Genomic DNA, 19,071 nt, shown 5'->3' with positions numbered 1-19,071 from the left:
CCGATAACGCCCGATGATGGCCGTCGTCTTCACGGCGTTGTTCGCAGTCGTCGCCAGTTCGGGGGTTGCGCTCGTCGTGCTCGGGTCCGTGCTCAGCGGGCGATCCGACGCGCCCGGGGCGAAGCTACTGGCCACGTTTGCCGTCGTGCTCGGTCTCGGAGCCGTCTGTAGCGCCGTCGTCGGCGTCTGGGAGAGTTCGTCGAATCCGACCGTGACGCCGCTGTGGACACAACTCGGACTCACCGGCTGGGCGCTGTCGACGGTGCCGTGGTTCCTGTTCGCGCTCGTGTACACCGGCCGGTCCGACAGGATCGGGCGTCGGACCGTCGCCGCGCTGTATCTCCCGTTTGCCGGACTCGTGATGAACTTCGTCTGGGGCTTCGTCGGCAGCGGCATCTCCGGCGTCGCGAACGCGATTGGGTCGCTCGTCCTGCTCTATACACTCGCGCTGGCGGCGTTCGGTGCGGTGTTGGTCGTGCAGGCGGCGCGGTCGTACGTCCATCTCTCGCTCCGCGAGGGGGTCGGGCTCGCGGCCGCACCGGTGCTCGTCGTGCTCGCACTGAACTCCGTCACCAACTTGCAACAGAGCGCCACGGTACTCGGGCCGGCGGTGTACGCGGCGTCGCTGAGCGTCAGTACCGCGGCGCTGTGGGCTGTCCTCGCTCGGGACTCGGTTCTGGATCGGGTCCCCGCCGTCGAGACGGTCGGGACCCGCGAGATCATCCAGGAGACCGACGACCTCGTGTTCGTCGTCGACGACCGCGGGACGGTCGTCGAGTGTAATCCGCGTGTCGTCGAGATACTCGGGGTGAACAGACCGGAGATACTCGGAGAACCAGTAACCGAGGGCCTGGGCGAGGGCCCCGGTGACCTCCGAACGCGGGAGACCATCTCACTGGAGACGACAGCCGGGAGACGGCAGTACGACCCGCAGGTCTCGGAACTCACCCACGGAGACACCGAACTCGGTGCCGTGCTCAGTCTACGTGACGTGACGGACCGACAGCTACGCGAACAGCGGTTGGCCGTGCTCAACCGCGTCCTCCGGCACAACCTCCGCAACAAGATCGACGTGATCAAGAGCCACGCGGAGGTGCTCCGAGACGACCGGCCGAACCAGCACGTCCACACGATCACCGAGACCGCCGACGAGATCCGTGACCTCGGCTACGAGGCACGGACGATCGATCGCTTCCTCTCGGAATCGACGGTACAGGAGGTCGATCTCGTCGAGGTCTTCGAGACGCAGTACGAAACGGTCGAGCCCGAAACTGACGGCCTCTCGGTGTGGGTCGACCATCCGGAGACGGCGGTAGTGACCACGGACCGAGCGGCCGTCGAAGCCGCCCTGAAAAGTGCGCTCGAAAACGCTGTCAGCTACGCGAGTTCGACCGTCGAGGTGGTCATCGAAGCAGACGGGGACGGCTACGCCGTCCTCGTGAGCGACGACGGAAGCGGGATTCCGGAACAGGAACTGGACTCGATCGATGCGGGGACAGAGACGCCGTTGCAGCACGGGACCGGACTCGGGCTGTGGCAACTCAAGTGGGCGGTGACGACAGTCGGCGGAGAGCTTTCCTTCGAGACGGCCGACGGGACGACCGTCAGGTTCACCGTTCCCGACGTGAGTTGATTGGGGTGGCCATAATCGTGGATTTATTGGTTTCCCAGTAGTATGCGTCAATATGGATTTCACGAAAGATACTGAACATCAGCAGATCGAGGACATGGTCTCCGAGTTCGTCGACGAGGAGATCAAACCCCGGGCGGCCGAGATCGACAAAGCGGACGAGTTCCCCTGGGAACTGGTCGACGAGATGGCGAGTCTCGGCCTGATGGGGATGCCGATCCCCGAGGAGTACGGCGGTGCCGGGCTGGATTATCACGCCTACGCGACCGCGCTGGAGGAGATTTCCCGGGGCAGCGGCGGCGTCGGGACCATCGTCGCGGCGCACATCTCGCTGGCCTGCAACATGATCTACGACTTCGGCAGCGAGGCCCAGAAAGAGGAGTATCTGACGCCGCTGGCGGAGGGCCAGGAGATCGGTGCCTTCGGGCTCTCGGAAGCCGGTGCGGGCAGTGACGCGCCGGCGATGGAGACCGTCGCGGAGAAGGACGGCGACGAGTACGTCATCAACGGCGGCAAACTCTGGATCTCGAACGGGTCGGTCGCGGACACGGTCGTCGTCTTCGCGAAGACCGACGAGGACGCCGGCGCGAAGGGCATCTCCTCGTTCATCCTTCGGCCGGAGGAGGACGACGGGTTCATCGTCGAAGGGACGGAGGAGAAACTCGGTGACAAGGGCTGTCCGACCGCCGAACTCCGTTTCGACGATCTGACCATCCCCGAGTCCCGCCGGATCGGCGAGGAGGGCGAAGGGATGATTCAGGCGCTGAAGACGCTCAACGGCGGCCGGATCACCATCGCCGCCCGCTCGGTCGGCATCGCGCAGGCGGCGCTGGACGAGGCGCTCGCGTACGCCCAGGACCGCGAGCAGTTCGACCAGCCGATCAGCGACTTCCAGGCGATCCAGCACAAACTCGCGGACATGGACACGAAGATTTCGGCCGCGCGGATGCTCATGCACCGGGCCGCCGACCTGAAGATGAACGGCGAGGAGTTCCGCAAGGAGGCCGCCCAGGCGAAACTGTACGCCTCCGAAGTATCGCGCGAGGTCGCCAACGAGGGCATCCAGATCCACGGCGGCTACGGCTACGTCAAGGACTTCCCCGCCGAGCGGTTCCTCCGCGACGCCAAGATCAACGAGATCTACGAGGGGACCAGCGAGGTGCTGCGGAACACGATTGCCGACCAGTTGCTCGACTAACCGTCGACGCGGAAGCTATTTTCATCGCGGGCTGAGAAGGGAGAGTGATGCCAGGACTCGCCGGATCAGTCGGACTCGCGGCCGTCGCTGTGGTCGTCATCTGGAAGGGCAGCGAGTACTTCGAGGGTGCCGCGCGGCTGCTCAGCAAGTACTACGGCCTGCCGCTGGCCATCCACGGGGCCGTCGTCGTCGCCGTCGGTTCCAGTTTTCCGGAGATCAGTTCGATTCTCATCAGTACCGCCGTCCACGGTGAGTTCTCCCTCGGTGTCGGGGCAATCGTCGGCAGCGCAATCTTCAACCTGCTCGTGATTCCGGCGCTGTCCGCGCTGTTCAGCGAGGAACTGGAGTCGACACGCAGCCTCGTCCACAAGGACGCACAGTTTTACGTCATAAGCGTGCTCGTCCTCTTCGTGACCTTCGCGCTCGGGGCGACGTACGTCCCGGGCGGGAGCAACTCCGAGGCGATACTGACGCCGACGCTCGTGTTGCTCCCGCTGGTCACCTACGGCATCTATCTCTTCCTCCACCAGCAGGACGCCAGCGAGCAGGTGACCGAGAGCTCTCCCGACGTGCGCCCCATCAAGCAGTGGGGGACGCTTTTGGTGTCGCTGGTGGTGATCGCCATCGGCGTCGAGGGACTGATCCGGGCCGCGCTCTCACTGGGGGCGCTGTTCGACACGCCGACGTTCCTGTGGGGCGTGACGGTCATCGCGGCCGGCACCAGCCTCCCGGACGCGTTCGTCAGCGTCAGCGCCGCCCGCAACGACGACAGCGTGACCAGCCTCACGAACGTCCTCGGCAGCAACACGTTCAACCTGCTCGTTGCGATCCCGCTCGGCGTTCTCCTCGCCGGATCGGCGACGATTAGCTTCCTGGTCGCGGTGCCGACGATGGGCTTTCTGATGGTCGCGACGCTGGTGTTCATCGTCTTCACCCGGACGGATCTCGAACTGACCGACGTGGAGGCGTACGGCTTTCTCGGTCTCTACGGGCTGTTCCTGCTGTGGATGGTCCTGGAGTCGACCCAGGTGATCGAGACCGTGCAGGGAATCTGAAAACGAGCGTGCCAGCGGGGCCGAGTGTCGGCCTATGCGAGGTCGAAGCGGTCGTTGGTCATCACTTTGTGCCAGGCGTCGACGAAGTCCTCGACGAACTGCTGTTCGTCGGCCGCGTAGACCTCAGAGATGGCGCGAAGGCGGGAGTGCGAGCCGAAGATGAGGTCGAGGCGAGTGCCTTCGTACTTGAACCGTCCGGTCTCGCGGTCGTAGCCCTCGTAGATCTGATCCGAGGAGTCGGACTGCTCCCACTTGGTGTCCATGCTGAGCAGGTTCGTGAAGAAGTCGTTGCTCAGCGTGCCCGGCTGGTCGGTGAAGACGCCGAGGTCGGTGTCCTGGTAGGTCGCGCCGAGCGCGCGCATGCCGCCGACGAGCACCGTCATCTCCTCTGGGGTGAGATCCAGCAGATCCGCGTCGTCGACCATCAGCTCCTCGGCGGGCTGGTCGACGTCGTCGCGGATGTAGTTGCGGAAACCGTCGACTCGCGGCTTCAGCGCCTCGAAGGAGTCGGCGTCGGTCTGCTCCGGCAGGGCGTCCGCTCGACCCGGCTCGAAGGGCACCTCGACGTCGTAGCCGGCCTCGGCCGCGGCCTCCTCGATGGCCGCGTTGCCGCCCAGCACGATCAGGTCCGCGAGCGAGACGCGAACGTCGTCGTCGCGGGTGTTGTTGAACTCGGCCTGGATGTCTTCGAGCGTGGCGAGGACGGACTGGAGCTTCGCCGGCTCGTTGACCTCCCAGTTCTTCTGAGGTTCGAGTCGGATGCGAGCGCCGTTGGCTCCGCCGCGTTTGTCGCTGTCGCGGTAGGTCGAGGCCGAGGCCCACGCCGTCTTGACGAGCTGTGAGCGGGAGATGTCGGAGTCGAGAATCTCCGATTTGAGTTCGGCAATCTCCTCGTCGCCGATCAGGTCGTGCTCGACGTCCGGGATCGGATCCTGCCAGACCATCGTCTCCTCGGGCACCTCGGGGCCGAGGAACCGCTCCGGCGGGCCCATGTCACGGTGGGTCAGTTTGTACCAGGCCTTCGCGAAGGCCATGCCGAACTCCATCGGGTTCTCCTGGAACTCCTCCATGATCTCACGGTACTGCGGGTCGCGCTTGAGCGCGATGTCCGTCGTGAGCATCATCGGCGTGACCTGTTCGTCGGGGTTCTGGGCGTCCGGCGCGGAGCCTTCGAGTTCGCCGTCTTTCGGCGTCCACTGCCAGGCACCGCCGGGGCCTTTCTCCGGCTCCCACTCGTATTCGAGCAGGTTGTTCACGTAGCCCATGTCCCACTCGGTCGGAGAGGAGGTCCACGGACCCTCGATACCGCTGGTGGTGACGCCGTTCTCCTTGGCGTCTTCGCCGGTCTGCCAGCCCAGCCCCATGTTCTCGATGGGCGCGGCCTCGGGCTCGGGACCGTGTGCCTCTTCGGGGTCCTCCTTGCCGTGGACCTTCCCGAAGGTGTGGCCGCCGGCGATCAGCGCCGCCGTCTGCTTGTCGTCCATCGCCATCCGGGAGAAGGTCTGGCGGATGTTCTTCGCGGAGGCCTCGGGGTCGGGCTCGCCGTTCGGTCCCTCGGGGTTGACGTAGATCAGCCCCATCACCGAGGCACCCAGCCCTTCCTGGATTTCGCCGGGCTCTTTGAACCGTTCCTGGGTCTCCATCTCGTCCTCGGGACCCCAGTCGACGGCCTCGTCTGGCTCGAAGGCGTCCTCGCGGCCGCCGGCGAAGCCGAAGGTCTGGAAGCCCATCGACTCGATGGCGACGTTGCCCGCGAGGATGATCAGATCGGACCACGACAGTTTCTTGCCGTACTTCTGTTTGACGGGCCAGAGCAGTCTGCGGGCCTTGTCGAGGTTGGCGTTGTCGGGCCAACTGTTCAGCGGCGCGAACCGCTGTCGACCGCCGGCCGCGCCGCCACGCCCGTCGTAGGCGCGGTACGTGCCGGCGCTGTGCCAGGCCATCCGGATCATGAAGGGTCCGTAATGGCCGTAATCTGCGGGCCACCAGTCCTGTGGCTCCGTCAGCACGTCTTCGATATCCGACTTGACCTCCTCCAGGTCGAGTTTCTGGAACTCCTCGGCGTAGTCGAACTCCTCGTCCATCGGACCAGCGTCGCGTGCGTTCTGGTCGAGGATGCTCAGATCGAGGCTTTCGGGCCACCAATCTTGGTTACTTTTACTCATCACGCAGTCATTGTCGCTTTGGCGTGTTAATATTGTCGAATCAGTAAGCGCGATTTCGGGAAACGCCAACCAATCTATCGGATAACTGAATACTCGCTTGTGATCGTGTCACCCGCGACAGAGCTTTCCAGTCGGTAAATCGTCTGTCTCTCCGGACGACCGCGGAAACTTCTCGGCGTTCTGACCAATGAATCGTGTCGGGACTGGGAGAGCGAACCTGGCCCGCGACCGACTCGCCGTCAGGGGCGGGGGGCGCTCACTCTATGTGAATCGCCGGTTTGCCGGGTTTGGCCTTGTCGGCGAACTCCCCGCCTTCGCTGGCCTGGCGGACGGTGACGGTCGTCTCGAACTCGTCACCCAGCAGCCACGAGGCCCGCTCTAGCAGGGCCAGTTCTGCCTCGGGATCGAGCACCGGCCGGAGTTCCTGCTGGCGGTCCTGGAGGTCGGCGGCGTAGCGCTGTGCGGCGGTGCCGACCGCCTGCATCGACTCCCGCTCCATGATCTTGCCGACCAGCGCGTCCGTCTCGTCGGCCTCGCGCGCGATCTCGTATGCGGTGTACTTCCAGTCCGGCGCCACGACGACGTCGATCTCCGCGGGATCCTCGATGGCAGCGACCTCGACGATGTCCCGAACGTCGTCGCGTAGCTGTTCGACGATCCGGCGCTCGATGTCGGCGTGGCCCACCTCGTGCTCCGGTTCGGGCCAGTCCGCCTGGGCGACCAGCCCCTCCCCGCGCAGCATGTTCCACATCTCCTCGCCGAGATACGGGGCGATGGGAGCGATCAGGCGAGCGAGAACGCTCAGCCCGCGGCGGTAGACCGCCTCGTGTGGCGTCTCGAACTCCCGGTACTGCCGGAGCAGCGCCGCCAGGGTGCGGATCTCGCTCACCGCGCGGTGGAACCGGAACCGGTCGTAGTGCTCGGAGACGGCCTGGATCGTCCGGTCGATCTCTCTGGCCACGTACTCGTCGTGTGACTGGCGCTGCTCGCGCACCACGGCCCGTTCGGTGAACTCCGCGACCATCCCGTACAGCTGTTGCTGGAGGTCGTAGGAGCTGTTCACGTCCCTGGCCGTCCACTCGAAGTCCTGCTCGGGATGGGCCGCCGAGAGCACGAACAGCCGGGTCGTCTCCGCGCCGTACTCGTGGGGGCTGACGACGTTGTCCTTCGTCTTGGACATCTTCTCGCCGCTGTGTAACACCGTCCCCTGGTTGATGAGTCGCTCGACCGGTTCCCGGGTGTCGAGCAGGCCGACGTCCGCGAGCGCGCGGGCGAAAAACCGGATGTACAGCAGGTGCAACACCGCGTGCTCCTCGCCGCCGACGTAGACGTCGACCGGCAGCGTCTCGTCGGCCGTCTCGGCGTCGAAGGGAGCGGAGTCGAGGTCCGGCGAGAGATACCGCAGGAAGTACCACGAGGAGTCGACGAAGGTGTCCATCGTGTCGGTCTCGCGTTCGGCCGGGCGGCCACAGTCCGGGCACTCCGTCTCGACGAACTCGGTCGACTCTTCGAGGGGGTTGCCGCGGCTCTGGACGAACTCCGGCAGTTCGACCGGCAGATCGGACTCGGGCACGAGCACCGGGCCGCAGTCCTCGCAGTGGACGACCGGAATCGGCGTCCCCCAGTACCGCTGGCGGGAGATCAGCCAGTCCCGCAGGCGGTAGGTGGTGTCGGTCTCGACCGCGTCGCTGTCGTCGAGAATCTGCTCGCGGGCGGCCGCACTCGCCAGGCCGTCGTAGGGACCGCTGTCCGTGAGCATCCCCTGCCCGGTGAACGGTTCGCTGTCGAGGTCGACGCGGTGGTCGTCGACCGGTTCGATGACCTGCCGGACCGGAAGGTCGTGCTCGCTCGCGAAGGCGTGGTCGCGCTCGTTGTGCGCCGGCACGCCCATCACCGCGCCGGTGCCGACATCTTCGAGCACGTACGCGCCGACGTAGACCGGAATCTCGTCGCCGCTGACGGGGTTGATCGCCGTGGCGTCCGTCTCGACGCCCGAGAGTTCCGCGACGTCGTCCGTCCGGGCGTCCTCGATGTAGGCGGCGAGGTCGTCGTCCTCCTCGGCCAGTTCGCGCGCGAGGTCGTGGCCCGGCGAGAGCGCGAGGTAGGTAGCGCCGTAGACGGTGTCGAGACGGGTCGTGAAGGCCTCGACGCGCCCGGTGTCGTACTCGCCGTCGATATCGAAGGTGACGGTCGCGCCCTCCTGTTTGCCGATCCAGTTGCGCTGGATCTCCCGGACGCTGTCGGGCCACCCCTCCAGGTCGTCGAGGCCGTCGAGCAGTTCCTCGGCGTAGTCGGTGATCGTCAGGAACCACTGATCGAGTTCCCGGCGACCGACGGGCGTCGAGCAGCGCCAGCAGACGTCGCCGTCGTCGGTCTCGACGACCTGCGCGTCGGCCAGCACCGTCTCGCAGTCCGGACACCAGTTCACGTCGGCGGCCTTGTACTCGACCAGCCCCTCCTCGTAGAACTTCCGGAAGAAATACTGGTTCCAGCGGTAATACTCCGGCTCGCAGGTCGTGATCTCCCGGGACCAGTCGTAGCCGAACCCCAGCGTCTCCATCTCCTCGCGCATCTGGTCGATACAGGCGTCGGTCCAGGATTCGGGGTCGGTGTACCGTTCGTGTGCGGCGTTTTCCGCGGGCAGTCCGAACGCGTCCCAGCCCATCGGGTGGAGCACGTCGTCACCGCACATCCGACGGTATCGGGCGTAGGCGTCCGTGATCGCGTAGTTTCGGACGTGGCCCATGTGGAGGGTGCCCGACGTGTAGGGGAACATCCCGAGCACGTAGGTCGGATCGTCGGTCTCGGTCAGTTCGTAGACATCCTCCCGATCCCACGCGTGTTGCCAGTACTCCTGGACCTGCGCGCTGTTGTAACTGCGTCTCGACATCGGTCGTTGTCGGAGATGGGACCGGCGGGCATATGATTGTTCGGCCCGGCCACCGTCGAGCCAGAATAGCACAAGTGTCGACAAAAGGCGGGCTTACGGGGCAAAATCGTAGAACTACGTCGCCTAATCGTTGGTCAGGATTTATATATACTCGCCGCAAACGACCAGCCGATATGCGACGGAAGCCGAAACGACGCGAGGTTCTGGCCGGGATGGGCGCTGCGAGCACCCTGGCGCTCGCAGGCTGTACCGGCGGCGATTCGAGTAGTAGCACGACAATCGAACTCGGTCTGCTGATGGGCATCACCGGGGGGTTAGAGGAACTCGGCCCGCCGATCCGGGGAGGCGCAGAGACCGTCCCGGGGCTGATCAACGACGCCGACAACGACTGGGAAGTCGACACCGCCTTCGAGGACACAGAGACGAGTCCGGAGTCCGGCATCAACGGGGCGCAGGCGCTCGTCGACAGCGGATACCCGATGTTCGTCGGGGCGCTGGCCTCGGATGTCAGCCTCCCGGTCGCCCGGGATGTCACCCTCGAAGAGGGCGTCATCCAGATGACGCCGGCGAGCACGGCCGTCGAGTACTCCACGCTCGACGAGGATATCGACGGAAATCTGCTCTGGCGGACGACCCCGTCGGACGCCTTCCAGGGGACGGTGGCAGCACAGATCGCGAGAAACGACATCGGCGCCAACAGCGTCTCGACGATCGCCCGTGACGACGCGTACGGGCGTGGTCTGGCCGAGCAGTTCGTCCAGTCGTTCACCGACGACGGCGGAACGGTACAGGAACGACTCCTGATCGACCCGACACAGGACAGCTACACCTCACAGCTCCAGCAGGCGCTCTCCGGCAACCCGGACATGCTATACATCGTCGGGTTCCCCGAGGAGGGCCAGGTCATCTTCCGTGACTTCTATCAGGAGTTCGACCAGCCGAATCTGCCGATTCTCGTGCCCGACGGCCTCCAGTCCGCGACCCTGCCGGTCAACTCCGGACAGGACGTCGAGACGTTCTCGAACGTCAGAGGAACCGGACCCGGAATCAGCGACGACGTCGCGAGCGGACTCGACGCCTACCAGCAGCAGGTCGATCAGGACGGGATCTTCGTCCGCGAGGCGTACGACGCCGCCGCAGTGTTGTGTCTCGCGTACGCCGCTGCCGACGGGGACGATCCGAACGCGATCAGAGCGGAGATTTCCGGCGTCGCCGCGCCCGGCGGCGAGACCGTGACGGCGGAGAATCTCGTCGAAGGCGTCGAGATGGCCGGCAACGGCGACGAGATCGAGTACCGCGGCGTCTCCCGGCCGATCGAGTTCGACGAGAACGGCGATGTCGCGACGCCGGTCTACGAGTACTTCCGGTGGACGACCGACGAGAACGGCGATCCCGCGCTGGAATCGCTCCGGACGATCACCGGCTGATCGTCAGCCACCGAGAAAGTCGTCTCTGACCTGCTGGTCGTTCAGCAGGGCTTCGCCGGTGTCTTCGTGGCGGTTCTGGCCCTGAACGAGGACGTAGCCGCGATCACACCGCTTGAGTGCCTCTTTTGCGTTCTGCTCGACGATCAGGACCGCCGTGCCGGAGTCGTTGATCCGGTCGATCCGGTCGAGGGTCTCCTGAACCAGATCCGGGGCGAGGCCGGCGCTTGGCTCGTCGAGCAACAACAGGTCGGGATCGAGCATCAGCGCTCGCCCCATCGCGAGCATCTGCTGTTGGCCGCCCGACAGCGAGCCGCCGAGTTGGTCTTCGCGTTCTTCCAGGATCGGGAACCGGTCGTAGACCGCCTCGATGCGCTCCTCGGGGACCTCGTCGAGGATGTACGCCCCCATCTCGAGGTTCTCTCTGATCGTGAGGCCGGGGAAGACGTTGTCCGACTGCGGGACGAAGTTGATCCCGCGCGTGATGATCTGATCGGGTCGGAGTCCGCTGATGTCCTCGTCGTCGAAGACGATTTCTCCGCCCATGTAGTCGGTCAGCCCGAATACCGATTTCATCACCGTCGACTTGCCGGCGCCGTTCGGGCCGACGATGGCGACGTACTCCCCGTCCTCGACGTCCATATCGACGCCGTCGAGCACCTGCAGTTCGCCGTAACCGGCGTCGAGATCGCGAACGGAGAGGAGGCTCACTGTTCCACCTCCCCGCCGAGGTACGCTTCGAGCACCCGGTCGTCCTCCTTGATCGTCTCGGGAGCGCCCTCGGCGAGTTTCTGTCCCTGGTGCATCACGATGATCGGATCGCAGTTGTTCATGACGATATCCATGTCGTGTTCGACGAACAGGAAGGTGTAGCCGTCGGCTTTGAGTTCGTGCAACCGCTCGATCAGTTTCTGTTCCAGCGTCGGATTGACGCCGGCGAGCGGTTCGTCGAGCAGGATCATCTCGGGGTCGGTCATCAGCACGCGGGCCATCTCGAGTAGCTTACGCTGCCCGCCGGAGAGGTTCCCGGCGTTTTCGGTCGCGAGATGGTCGATCTCGAAAAACTCCAGCGTCTCCCAGGCGCGCTCTCGCAGCTCTCGCTCCTGTGTTTCGACGCCGCTACGGAACCCGGGCAGCACCGAGCGGTACAGCGTTTCGCCGAGCTGGTGTTGTGGCGCGAGCATCACGTTTTCGAGAACGGACATCTCCGGGAGTTCGCGGGCGATCTGGAACGACCGGACGAGCCCTCGCGTGGCGACGCGGTCGGGGCGGTAGCCGGTGATGTCAGTCCCGTCGAAGACGATCGTCCCGCTGTCGGGCGTGTATGCGCCGCTGATGAGGTTGAACGTCGTCGATTTGCCCGCCCCGTTCGGGCCGATCAACCCGGTGATCGATCCGGGTTCGATCTCGAAGGAGACGCCGTCGACGGCGGTGATCCCGCCGAAACTCTTCCGGAGATCCTGCACCGACAGAATCGCGTCCGTCTCGCTGTCGGCGTCGGCCGTCCGCGATTGCTGTGCTGTCATGATTCCTCCTCCGTCTGTTGTCGGTCGGCCAGATCGACGTTCGAGGCGACCTCGGTTCGGTGGCCGAGCAGTCCGTCCGGCCGCTGCTGCATGAGATAGACGAGAATGATCCCGAGCAGGATAAACCGGAGTGCGGAGATACTCTCCTGGGAGGTGAAGTAGCCGAGCAGGGGGTCGACGCCGCTGAGGGCGTCGAAAATCGTCTCCGGAGGGGCCGGCGGATCGAAGCTCTCGCGGATGATCCGGCGGATGAACCGCGGCGATTCCAGCAGGAGAACGACGAAGACGAGCGAGCCGATGACGCCGCCCATGTTCGATCCCGAGCCACCCAGGATGAGCGCGACGAAGACGAAAAACGTGAGATCGGGGACGAACGTCGCTGGCGTCACGCTGCCCCGTTCGAGGAACCAGAGAATCGACACCAGCCCCATCATGCCGCTGCCCAGCGCGAAGACCTTGATCTTGAACAGGCGGGTGTCCTTACCGAGGGAACTGGCGACGAGTTCGTCCTCGCGGATCGCCTTGAGGACGCGACCGAACGGCGAGTTGGCGATCCGGCTGACCAGCCAGAAGAACGCCACCGCGATCACGAGCAGGAAGACGGTGTAGACGAGCGATTCCATGACCGCCGGACTCGCGCCGATCTGCTCGCCGGCAGTGAACAGGATATCACCGAGCGGCGTGGGGGAGGCGGCGGCGATCGCCGCCGGCTGGCTGGGATCCTCGTAGAGCAACACCTTGACCGGACTCGTCGGCAGTGCGAGGGAGTCGGTGCCGCCGGTGCCGAGTCGGGTGCCGGCGATGGTAAAGGAGGCCGCCTCCTGTGAGCGGATGACCAGCCGAACGATCTCGCTGAACGCGAGGGTGACAATCGCCAGGTAATCCGCCTGCAGCCGGATCGCCGGCAGAGCGACCAGCGCCCCGAACAGCGACGCGACGAGCACGCCGCCGGGGATGCCGATCCACAGCGGCAGACCGAGCCCGGGAACGGCGGCGCTGGTCGGCATGCTGAGCAGCGCCATCGTGTAGACGCCGATCGCCATGAACCCGGCCACGCCGAGGTTGAGCAGGCCGGTGTACCCCCACTGTAGGTTCAGCGACAGCGCGAGCATCACGTACAGGACGGCGATAAACGCCACGCCCTGGATCTGGCTCAGAATCCGGCCGGGCTCTCGAATGCCCGAGAAAAACGAGAGCACCCAGACGAGGACGAACAGCGACACGGTCAGCACGGACAGCAGTCGGAGGTCGCCGTCGGTCAGCCAGGCGAGTAGACGTGTCGCGGGCGTCTCTGTCGGCTCGCTCATACCGTCTTCACCCCGCCGAGCAGCCCCTGTGGTTTGACCAGCAGCGCGACGATCATCACGCCGAACGCGCCCGCGAGGATCAGTTCGCTCGGCAGCCAGATCAGCGACAGGCGGCTCGCAACGCCGATAATCAGCCCGCCGGCGATCGCACCGTACACCGAGCCGATCCCGCCGAGGATGACCGCGGAGAAGATCACGAGCAGCAGTTCCCAGCCGAACGAGGTGTTCATCGTGCCGGATTCGAGCGCGATGAGAAAGCCGGCCGCGCCGGTCAGAGCGCCGCCGAGCAGCCAGGCCGTCCGGACGACCCGCTCGGTCGGAATGCCGGTCACGCGAGCGAGGTCCTCGTTGTCGGCCATCGCGCGCATCGCGGTGCCGAGTTTCGTGTACTGCAGGAGCGCGTGGGTTCCGATCATCAACACGGCCGCGAGCACGACGAGTGTCACCTCGTGTGCGCCGAACGCGACCGCTCCGTCACCGACGGAGACGGAGACGGAAGCGACATCGGTCGTGAGCGTTCGGCTCGACCCCTGGAACACGAGCAAAAGCACGTGTCGAAGCGCCAGGGCGACGCCGACGCTCGCGATCAACAGCGAGATGCCGTCGGCGTCTCGCATGGGTTTGAAAACGATCCGGTCGACGACGAGCGCGAGCGCGGCCGTCGCCGCAGCCGCGACGACGAGTCCGAGCACGATCGCCAGGGGGGTGGCGAGGACGTTGATCCCGATGTCGGCGACGGACAGTTCCCCGCTGACGAGGACGAGCAGATCGAGACTGAAATCGCCCAGTCCGGCGACGACGAAGGTGACCATCCAGCCGGCGAAGGCACCGAAGGTGATGTAATCTCCGTGTGCGAAGTTCGCGAACTTGAGGATGCTGTACGTCATCGCGAGCCCGATCCCCGCGAGACCGATCGCCATACCGAAGACGACGCCGTCCCACAGAAACGTGGCCAGCGTCGCGGTCCCGACCGCGCCGGTCACCAGCCGCCTGAACAGATCGACGACGAGCAGACCGGCGACGACGACCAGCGTCGCGGGAAGCAGAAACTGCCGGAGGAGTTGGCTGAGATCCTGTTCCGTGCGTGTGGACATATGTTTGGTATCCTGTCCGTCCCCAGTAAACCTTTGCGAAGCCGCCGGAGCCGGCACAATCGGGAGCCGGATGGCAACCTTTTCGAGCGGTGACCCCCCAGTTGCGGTATGCTCGGTATCGTCGTCTCCCGCGCCGATTCCGCCTCCGTCAACATCGGCGAACAGTTACGGACTGTCACCGAGTGGCAACAGGTCACCGACGAGAGCCGTCCCGACGCCGGCGGCGGCGGAACCGTCTACCGGACTGACGGCGCGGCTATCCGCGAGTTCGACGAGTGGCATCTCCGTCTCGACCGCCCCGCCGAGGCCTTCGAGAACCCCGATCTGCTCGTCTTCGCCTCTCGCCACAGCGGCGATACCGGCCCGCTTCTGACCGCACACCACACCGGCAACGTCGGGCCGGCGGAACACGGCGGGGAGGACAACGAACTCGCACGGGCCTGTCCGAACGCCCACGACGCCGTCCTCGCGGCGATGCGCGAACACGCTCCCGAGGAGTACGAAGTCGGCATGGAGGGAACCCACCACGGCCCGTCGGCGGTCGGCGCGCCGTCGATGTTCGTCGAAGTCGGCAGCGCGGAGCCACAGTGGGCCGACGAGGCCGCCTGTCGTGCGGCCGCGAAGGCGATTCTCGACCTCCGCGGGGTCGATCCAGACAAGCCGGCCGACGGAGCGGACGACTCGGGGAACGAGCGTCGGCGCCACCTCGTGGGGTTCGGCGGCGGCCACTACACTCCACGATTCGAGCGCATCACCCGAGAGACCGACTGGGCGGTCGGCCACGTCGCCGTCGACTGGGGGCTCGACGCAATCGAAAGCGAGGCGGACAGACGTGCCGTCGTCGAGCGAGCCTTCGAGCAGAGCGCCGCCGCGTACGGACTCGTCGAGGGCAGCAAGCCGGAGTTGGTCGAGATAATCGAGGAGTACGGCTACCGTCCGGTGACGGAGACGTGGGTGCGGGAAACCGACGGGGTGGACCTCGATCTGGTCGCCGCCGTCGAGGAGGCGGTCGGAACCGTCGAGCAGGGCCTTCGGTTCGGCAAGCAGGCACAGACACACGACGACACGGCGTTTACCGTCGACTCACTGCCGGAGAACCTGATCGACGAGGTCTGCGGGATCGACCGGGAGACGGTCTACGAGCGAATCGACGAGGCGACGGTCGCCTTCCAGACGGAACAGGGGGGAACCCGGCCGACAGGGACGGTCGTCCTCGCCGACGAGGACCGCGAGGCGATCATCGACGACCTCGCCGACCTGCTCACCGAGCGGTACGACGAAATCGAGCACCGGGGGGATCGAATCGTCGCCAGAACGGAGCGGTTCGACCCCGAGAAGGCCGAGACCTTCGGGCTCTCGGAGGGGCCGGCGTTCGGCCGGCTGGCCAGCGGCGAGGCCGTCGAGGTCGACGGTCGGACGATTCCCCCCGAGGAGGTCCGCACCGAGCGCGAGGTCGAGTTCGAGCTATAGGTCGAAATCGACCGGCGGCGTCGGGAACGACCCCTCGTCGCTCTCCGGATCGTACCCCTCGATGGCGGCGCTGACGATGCGGAAGACCCCCTCCTGACTCCAGCGGGCGGTGTTGACGTGCATGTCGTAGAAGGTGCGGTCGTCGAGGTCGATGTCGTAGTAGGCCTGGTAGCGGCCGGCCTCGTTGACCTCGCGGACGCTCATCTCGGCGGCGGTCTCCTCGCGGTCGCTGATCCGGTCCTTGCGCACCTCCTCGGGAGCGTTGAGGTATATCCGCAGATCTGCTCGTTCGCCGGCGAGCCAGCCGGCGAGTCGGGATTCGAGAACGAACGGCTTGTTCGAGGCCCCCCACTTCTCGGCGATCGAGCGAAGCCGGCGGTCCAGCTCGCGGTCGATCTCGTCGGACTCCTGGGCTTTCGCGCTCAGTTCCGTCAGTCCCATCCCCCGTTCCTCGGCGATGTCGCGGAAGATCTCCCCGCCGGAGACGTACGGACAATCGAGTGCCTCGGCCAGTCGCGTACACAGCGAGGTCGCACCACAACCCGGCGGACCGGACACCGTCACGAACAGATTTGCGTCGATCGGCGACACCTGCGTTCCTTGCTCGACCATATCGCGGGGTGGCGCGCCAGGTGTAAAAACCGGGTGTTCTCCGGCGACTATGGTGATTGTTGACACGAAAGCGGAGCGTCGGGGCGGAGACGGCTCGCCGCGGAACTCAGAAGCCGTCCTCGAACCGGAAGGTGCCGTCTCGCTGGACGACTTCGCCGTCGACCTCGATGCGGGAGTGCTCGGACATGTCGACGATCATGTCGACGTGGACGGCGCTTTGGTTCTGTTCGTTGCCCTCGCCGACGGTCTCTCCGTATGCGCGGCCGACGGCCATGTGGACGGTGTCGCCCATCTTCTCGTCGAACAGCATGTTGTAGGTGAACTGGTCGATATCTCGGTTCATGCCGATTCCGAGTTCGCCGAGATAGCGCGCCCCCTCGTCGGTTTCGAGCACCTCCGTCAGCACGTCCTCGTTTTTCTCCGCGGCGTGGTCGACGACTTTCCCGTCCTCGAATTCGAGGTAGACATCGGTCACCTCCCGGCCCTGGTGATAGAGCGGTTTGTCGAACAGCACCTCGCCGTCGACGCTGTCGGGAACCGGGGCGGTGAAGACCTCGCCGCCGGGGAGGTTCTTCTCGCCGTAGTCGTTCAGCGTCGGGTTCCCGCTGATCGACATGGTCACGTCGGTCGTCTCCCCGGAGACGATCCGGACCTCGTCGGCGGGGTCGAGAATCTCGACCATCTGCTGTTGGTACTCCCGAACCGCCACCCAGTCCTTGTTGATGGCCTCCCAGACGAAGTTCTCGTAGGCGGCGGTGCTCATCTCCGCCAGTTGGGCGTTCGCCGGGGCGGGATACTGGGTGAGACACCAGCGCTTGGAGAGCCGTTCGTCCAGAATCGGCTGTCTCGCCTGGGAGTAGGCGGCGTTGGTCTCGGGGCTGACATCGCTGGTCTCGGTGACGTTCTCGTTGGCTCGGATGGCGATGAACACGTCTGTCTCCTCGATCAGGGCGAGTTCGTGGTCCGGCGTCTCGAAGTCGTCGTCGCGTGCGCGCAGATACGCGCGACTGAACCGGTCGTTTCCGTTCAGTGCGACCGGATTCGCGCCGTGGTCGCCGATTACTTCGTGGAGAGCAACGGCGAGCGGTTCCGCTGCCGGCGGGGCGGCGATGACGACGTTGTCGCCGTCCTGCAGGTCGACAGAGTGCGTTGCAATCGTCTCTGCGTGGTCGCGAACGCGTGGATCCATACCGGATAGAGAGGGCGGCAGCGGCAAACCGTTTTGGTTCCGGCAGTTGCGGTCTACTCGCTGTTCATGCCGCGTTTGAACTCCTCGGTCGTCCGGCGGATCATTAGATAGACGAAGAAGATGAAGCCGAGAATGAGCCCCAGAATCGAGACGACGATGATGGTGTTCATGTCGGAGGATCTGTCGGCCAACAAAAAAGAGGTTACGACCGCCGGTCACTCGGCGAGTTTCTCGCTGATCGCCGTCGAGAGATCGGAGAGGTAGAGTCCGCCCCAGATGGCGACGATCACGCCGCCGATGGAGTTGAACGTGAGATCCTTCAGCGTGTCCTCGATGCCGTACTGCGTGAGAATCGTCCGCGTCCCGGCCGCGTCTGCGGTGACGCCGATGGCGAACTCGAGCAGTTCCCAGAGCACGCCGAAAGCGAGGACGAAAATCAGCAGGACGACCCCGATGTACCGCGACGGAATCCCGACCTCGTCGGAGTGCAGGTCGACGGCCCGGACGGTGGCGTAGCCGGCCGCGGCGACGACCGACGCCGATAGCGAGTGGGTGAGGTGGTCCCACCACCAGATGTTCGTGTAAAACGACCGGCTCACGCCCGGAATCCCGACGATTCCGATACCGTGGAGAAAGCCCGCCGCCGTGATCCACAGCACGAGCTGGGGGTCCATCGTCAGGTCGAAGTCCCGTTCGAGGATGGCCGGTAGCTGGACGACGACCAGCGACGCGGTCGTGTTGACGATGATCCCGACGTTGCCGCGGTCGATACCGATGAACAGCAACCCGATCAACAGAAGCTCCATCCCCCGCGTGAGCTGGCGCTGTCGGCGCTCGTTCGGGAGAATCCGGCTAATTGTCGACATAGCTCACCTCCTCGATGGAATCTTCGAGTTCCTCGGGCACACGGTCGGACGGCGAGACGTACCGCCTGAAATACGTCCGGAAGGTCACGCCCGCCGCGAAGCCGGCCAACGCGGCGTAGAGGAACTCGATCATCAGTTCGTCGTTGGTGAGATTGAACGGGCGGTCGAGGGCAATCGCGGCGTACCATTCGAGCATCGCCCACAGCGCCGAGGCAGCCATCGTCGAGGCGACGACCAGGACGATTGCGAACCCGGGGGACATCCGAATCGACGTAAAGGAGTCGAGTTCGACGACAATGACCAGTCCGACGGCCGCGATGGCCAGATACGCGATCAGCGGACTCGACAGCCGCTGCGTGCCGACGGCGATACCGACCAGCGGGAGCGTCGCCATGGCCAGCACCTCCCAGGGCAGCATCACGTACCGCGAGCGGTACGCAATCGGCGGGAGGAGACCGAGCAACACGATCACGACCGCGAACACCGACCACAACGGCCCCGTCACGATCACCCCGCCGACCCCGGAGAGTGCCGCGATACCGAGCAACGCCCAGCTAATCGTCGCGTTGCGACGGCGCTCGGCCAGCAAATCTGAGAGCGAAGTACTCATAGCTTCCTGTTCGACGGCCGCACTCTTAATCGATT

16 protein-coding genes are annotated in these 19,071 nt (G+C 65.3%); 5 read left to right on the top strand and 11 right to left on the bottom strand.

What is annotated here, in order from left to right; genetic code table 11:
* Positions 1 to 16: 16 nt before the first annotated feature.
* From GRX03_RS00400 to GRX03_RS00390, 3 genes are read left to right on the top strand one after another with little or no spacing between them, the layout of a single operon-like run.
* Complete coding sequence (locus GRX03_RS00400) at positions 17 to 1,633, top strand: ATP-binding protein (RefSeq protein WP_159762233.1); 1,617 nt, start codon at positions 17 to 19, stop codon at positions 1,631 to 1,633.
* A gap of 52 nt (positions 1,634 to 1,685) precedes the next feature.
* Positions 1,686 to 2,828 carry an acyl-CoA dehydrogenase gene (locus GRX03_RS00395; protein ID WP_159762232.1) on the top strand — a complete coding sequence of 381 codons (1,143 nt, stop codon included), beginning with the start codon at positions 1,686 to 1,688 and terminating at the stop codon, positions 2,826 to 2,828.
* A 47-nt stretch (positions 2,829 to 2,875) separates the two neighbouring features.
* Positions 2,876 to 3,883 carry a sodium:calcium antiporter gene (locus tag GRX03_RS00390; RefSeq protein ID WP_159762231.1) on the top strand — a complete coding sequence of 336 codons (1,008 nt, stop codon included), beginning with the start codon at positions 2,876 to 2,878 and terminating at the stop codon, positions 3,881 to 3,883.
* 32 nt (positions 3,884 to 3,915) lie between these two features.
* Here the strand turns inward: GRX03_RS00390 and katG are convergent, their stop codons facing one another.
* The gene (gene katG, locus GRX03_RS00385) at positions 3,916 to 6,048 is read right to left on the bottom strand and encodes a catalase/peroxidase HPI (RefSeq protein ID WP_159762230.1); all 2,133 of its coding nucleotides are present in this window, start codon (positions 6,046 to 6,048) and stop codon (positions 3,916 to 3,918) included.
* Between the two features lie 256 nt (positions 6,049 to 6,304).
* Positions 6,305 to 8,938 (bottom strand): leucine--tRNA ligase, encoded by a 2,634-nt coding sequence (gene leuS / locus GRX03_RS00380; RefSeq protein WP_159762229.1) that lies wholly within the window; start codon positions 8,936 to 8,938, stop codon positions 6,305 to 6,307.
* 173 nt (positions 8,939 to 9,111) lie between these two features.
* Here leuS and GRX03_RS00375 point away from each other — a divergent pair, with 173 nt between their 5' ends.
* On the top strand, positions 9,112 to 10,365 hold the full coding sequence (locus GRX03_RS00375) for an ABC transporter substrate-binding protein (protein WP_159762228.1): 1,254 nt from the start codon (positions 9,112 to 9,114) through the stop codon (positions 10,363 to 10,365).
* 3 nt (positions 10,366 to 10,368) lie between these two features.
* Here GRX03_RS00375 and GRX03_RS00370 read toward each other — a convergent pair whose 3' ends face one another.
* The 4 genes from GRX03_RS00370 to GRX03_RS00355 are packed head-to-tail and all read right to left on the bottom strand — an operon-like array spanning position 10,369 to position 14,289.
* Positions 10,369 to 11,073, bottom strand: coding sequence for an ABC transporter ATP-binding protein (locus GRX03_RS00370; protein ID WP_368277880.1), 705 nt, complete (start codon positions 11,071 to 11,073; stop codon positions 10,369 to 10,371).
* Positions 11,070 to 11,888 (bottom strand): ABC transporter ATP-binding protein, encoded by an 819-nt coding sequence (locus tag GRX03_RS00365; RefSeq protein ID WP_159762227.1) that lies wholly within the window; start codon positions 11,886 to 11,888, stop codon positions 11,070 to 11,072. Before GRX03_RS00365 ends, GRX03_RS00370 begins: the two co-directional genes overlap by 4 nt.
* A complete protein-coding gene (locus GRX03_RS00360; protein WP_159762226.1) occupies positions 11,885 to 13,195 on the bottom strand; it encodes a branched-chain amino acid ABC transporter permease in 1,311 nt (436 codons plus the stop codon). The genes GRX03_RS00365 and GRX03_RS00360 overlap by 4 nt, the downstream gene beginning before the upstream one ends.
* The gene (locus tag GRX03_RS00355; RefSeq protein WP_159762225.1) at positions 13,192 to 14,289 is read right to left on the bottom strand and encodes a branched-chain amino acid ABC transporter permease; all 1,098 of its coding nucleotides are present in this window, start codon (positions 14,287 to 14,289) and stop codon (positions 13,192 to 13,194) included. Before GRX03_RS00355 ends, GRX03_RS00360 begins: the two co-directional genes overlap by 4 nt.
* A gap of 108 nt (positions 14,290 to 14,397) precedes the next feature.
* On the opposite strand from GRX03_RS00355, the gene GRX03_RS00350 reads away from it, so the two are divergent.
* Positions 14,398 to 15,759 (top strand): D-aminoacyl-tRNA deacylase, encoded by a 1,362-nt coding sequence (locus GRX03_RS00350; RefSeq protein WP_159762224.1) that lies wholly within the window; start codon positions 14,398 to 14,400, stop codon positions 15,757 to 15,759.
* Here the strand turns inward: GRX03_RS00350 and cmk are convergent.
* The 5 genes from cmk to GRX03_RS00330 all read right to left on the bottom strand — a co-directional run bounded on the left by cmk (position 15,754) and on the right by GRX03_RS00330 (position 19,036).
* Positions 15,754 to 16,371 carry a (d)CMP kinase gene (gene cmk, locus GRX03_RS00345; RefSeq protein WP_159762223.1) on the bottom strand — a complete coding sequence of 206 codons (618 nt, stop codon included), beginning with the start codon at positions 16,369 to 16,371 and terminating at the stop codon, positions 15,754 to 15,756. The genes GRX03_RS00350 and cmk overlap by 6 nt on opposite strands.
* Before the next feature lie 106 nt (positions 16,372 to 16,477).
* A complete protein-coding gene (locus tag GRX03_RS00340) occupies positions 16,478 to 17,560 on the bottom strand; it encodes an aminopeptidase (protein WP_159762222.1) in 1,083 nt (360 codons plus the stop codon).
* Between the two features lie 53 nt (positions 17,561 to 17,613).
* Positions 17,614 to 17,730, bottom strand: a complete 117-nt coding sequence (locus tag GRX03_RS17115; protein WP_449271931.1) for a DUF7859 family protein — start codon at positions 17,728 to 17,730, stop codon at positions 17,614 to 17,616.
* 45 nt (positions 17,731 to 17,775) lie between these two features.
* Positions 17,776 to 18,426, bottom strand: a complete 651-nt coding sequence (locus tag GRX03_RS00335; RefSeq protein ID WP_159762221.1) for a hypothetical protein — start codon at positions 18,424 to 18,426, stop codon at positions 17,776 to 17,778.
* The gene (locus GRX03_RS00330) at positions 18,413 to 19,036 is read right to left on the bottom strand and encodes a hypothetical protein (protein WP_159762220.1); all 624 of its coding nucleotides are present in this window, start codon (positions 19,034 to 19,036) and stop codon (positions 18,413 to 18,415) included. The genes GRX03_RS00335 and GRX03_RS00330 overlap by 14 nt, the downstream gene beginning before the upstream one ends.
* Positions 19,037 to 19,071: the final 35 nt, after the last annotated feature.

Origin of the sequence: Halovenus carboxidivorans (assembly GCF_009831575.1) — an archaeon.
GTDB lineage: Archaea > Halobacteriota > Halobacteria > Halobacteriales > Haloarculaceae > Halovenus > Halovenus carboxidivorans.
This window is presented reverse-complemented; position numbering and strand designations above follow the sequence as displayed.

Coding starts and splice junctions, on each gene's coding strand:
- GRX03_RS00400 (WP_159762233.1), top strand. CDS start 17: ATGGCCGTCGTCTTCACGGCGTTGTTCGCAGTCGTCGCCAGTTCGGGG.
- GRX03_RS00395 (WP_159762232.1), top strand. CDS start 1,686: ATGGATTTCACGAAAGATACTGAACATCAGCAGATCGAGGACATGGTC.
- GRX03_RS00390 (WP_159762231.1), top strand. CDS start 2,876: ATGCCAGGACTCGCCGGATCAGTCGGACTCGCGGCCGTCGCTGTGGTC.
- katG (WP_159762230.1), bottom strand. CDS start 6,048: ATGAGTAAAAGTAACCAAGATTGGTGGCCCGAAAGCCTCGATCTGAGC.
- leuS (WP_159762229.1), bottom strand. CDS start 8,938: ATGTCGAGACGCAGTTACAACAGCGCGCAGGTCCAGGAGTACTGGCAA.
- GRX03_RS00375 (WP_159762228.1), top strand. CDS start 9,112: ATGCGACGGAAGCCGAAACGACGCGAGGTTCTGGCCGGGATGGGCGCT.
- GRX03_RS00365 (WP_159762227.1), bottom strand. CDS start 11,888: ATGACAGCACAGCAATCGCGGACGGCCGACGCCGACAGCGAGACGGAC.
- GRX03_RS00360 (WP_159762226.1), bottom strand. CDS start 13,195: ATGAGCGAGCCGACAGAGACGCCCGCGACACGTCTACTCGCCTGGCTG.
- GRX03_RS00355 (WP_159762225.1), bottom strand. CDS start 14,289: ATGTCCACACGCACGGAACAGGATCTCAGCCAACTCCTCCGGCAGTTT.
- GRX03_RS00350 (WP_159762224.1), top strand. CDS start 14,398: ATGCTCGGTATCGTCGTCTCCCGCGCCGATTCCGCCTCCGTCAACATC.
- cmk (WP_159762223.1), bottom strand. CDS start 16,371: ATGGTCGAGCAAGGAACGCAGGTGTCGCCGATCGACGCAAATCTGTTC.
- GRX03_RS00340 (WP_159762222.1), bottom strand. CDS start 17,560: ATGGATCCACGCGTTCGCGACCACGCAGAGACGATTGCAACGCACTCT.
- GRX03_RS17115 (WP_449271931.1), bottom strand. CDS start 17,730: ATGAACACCATCATCGTCGTCTCGATTCTGGGGCTCATTCTCGGCTTC.
- GRX03_RS00335 (WP_159762221.1), bottom strand. CDS start 18,426: ATGTCGACAATTAGCCGGATTCTCCCGAACGAGCGCCGACAGCGCCAG.
- GRX03_RS00330 (WP_159762220.1), bottom strand. CDS start 19,036: ATGAGTACTTCGCTCTCAGATTTGCTGGCCGAGCGCCGTCGCAACGCG.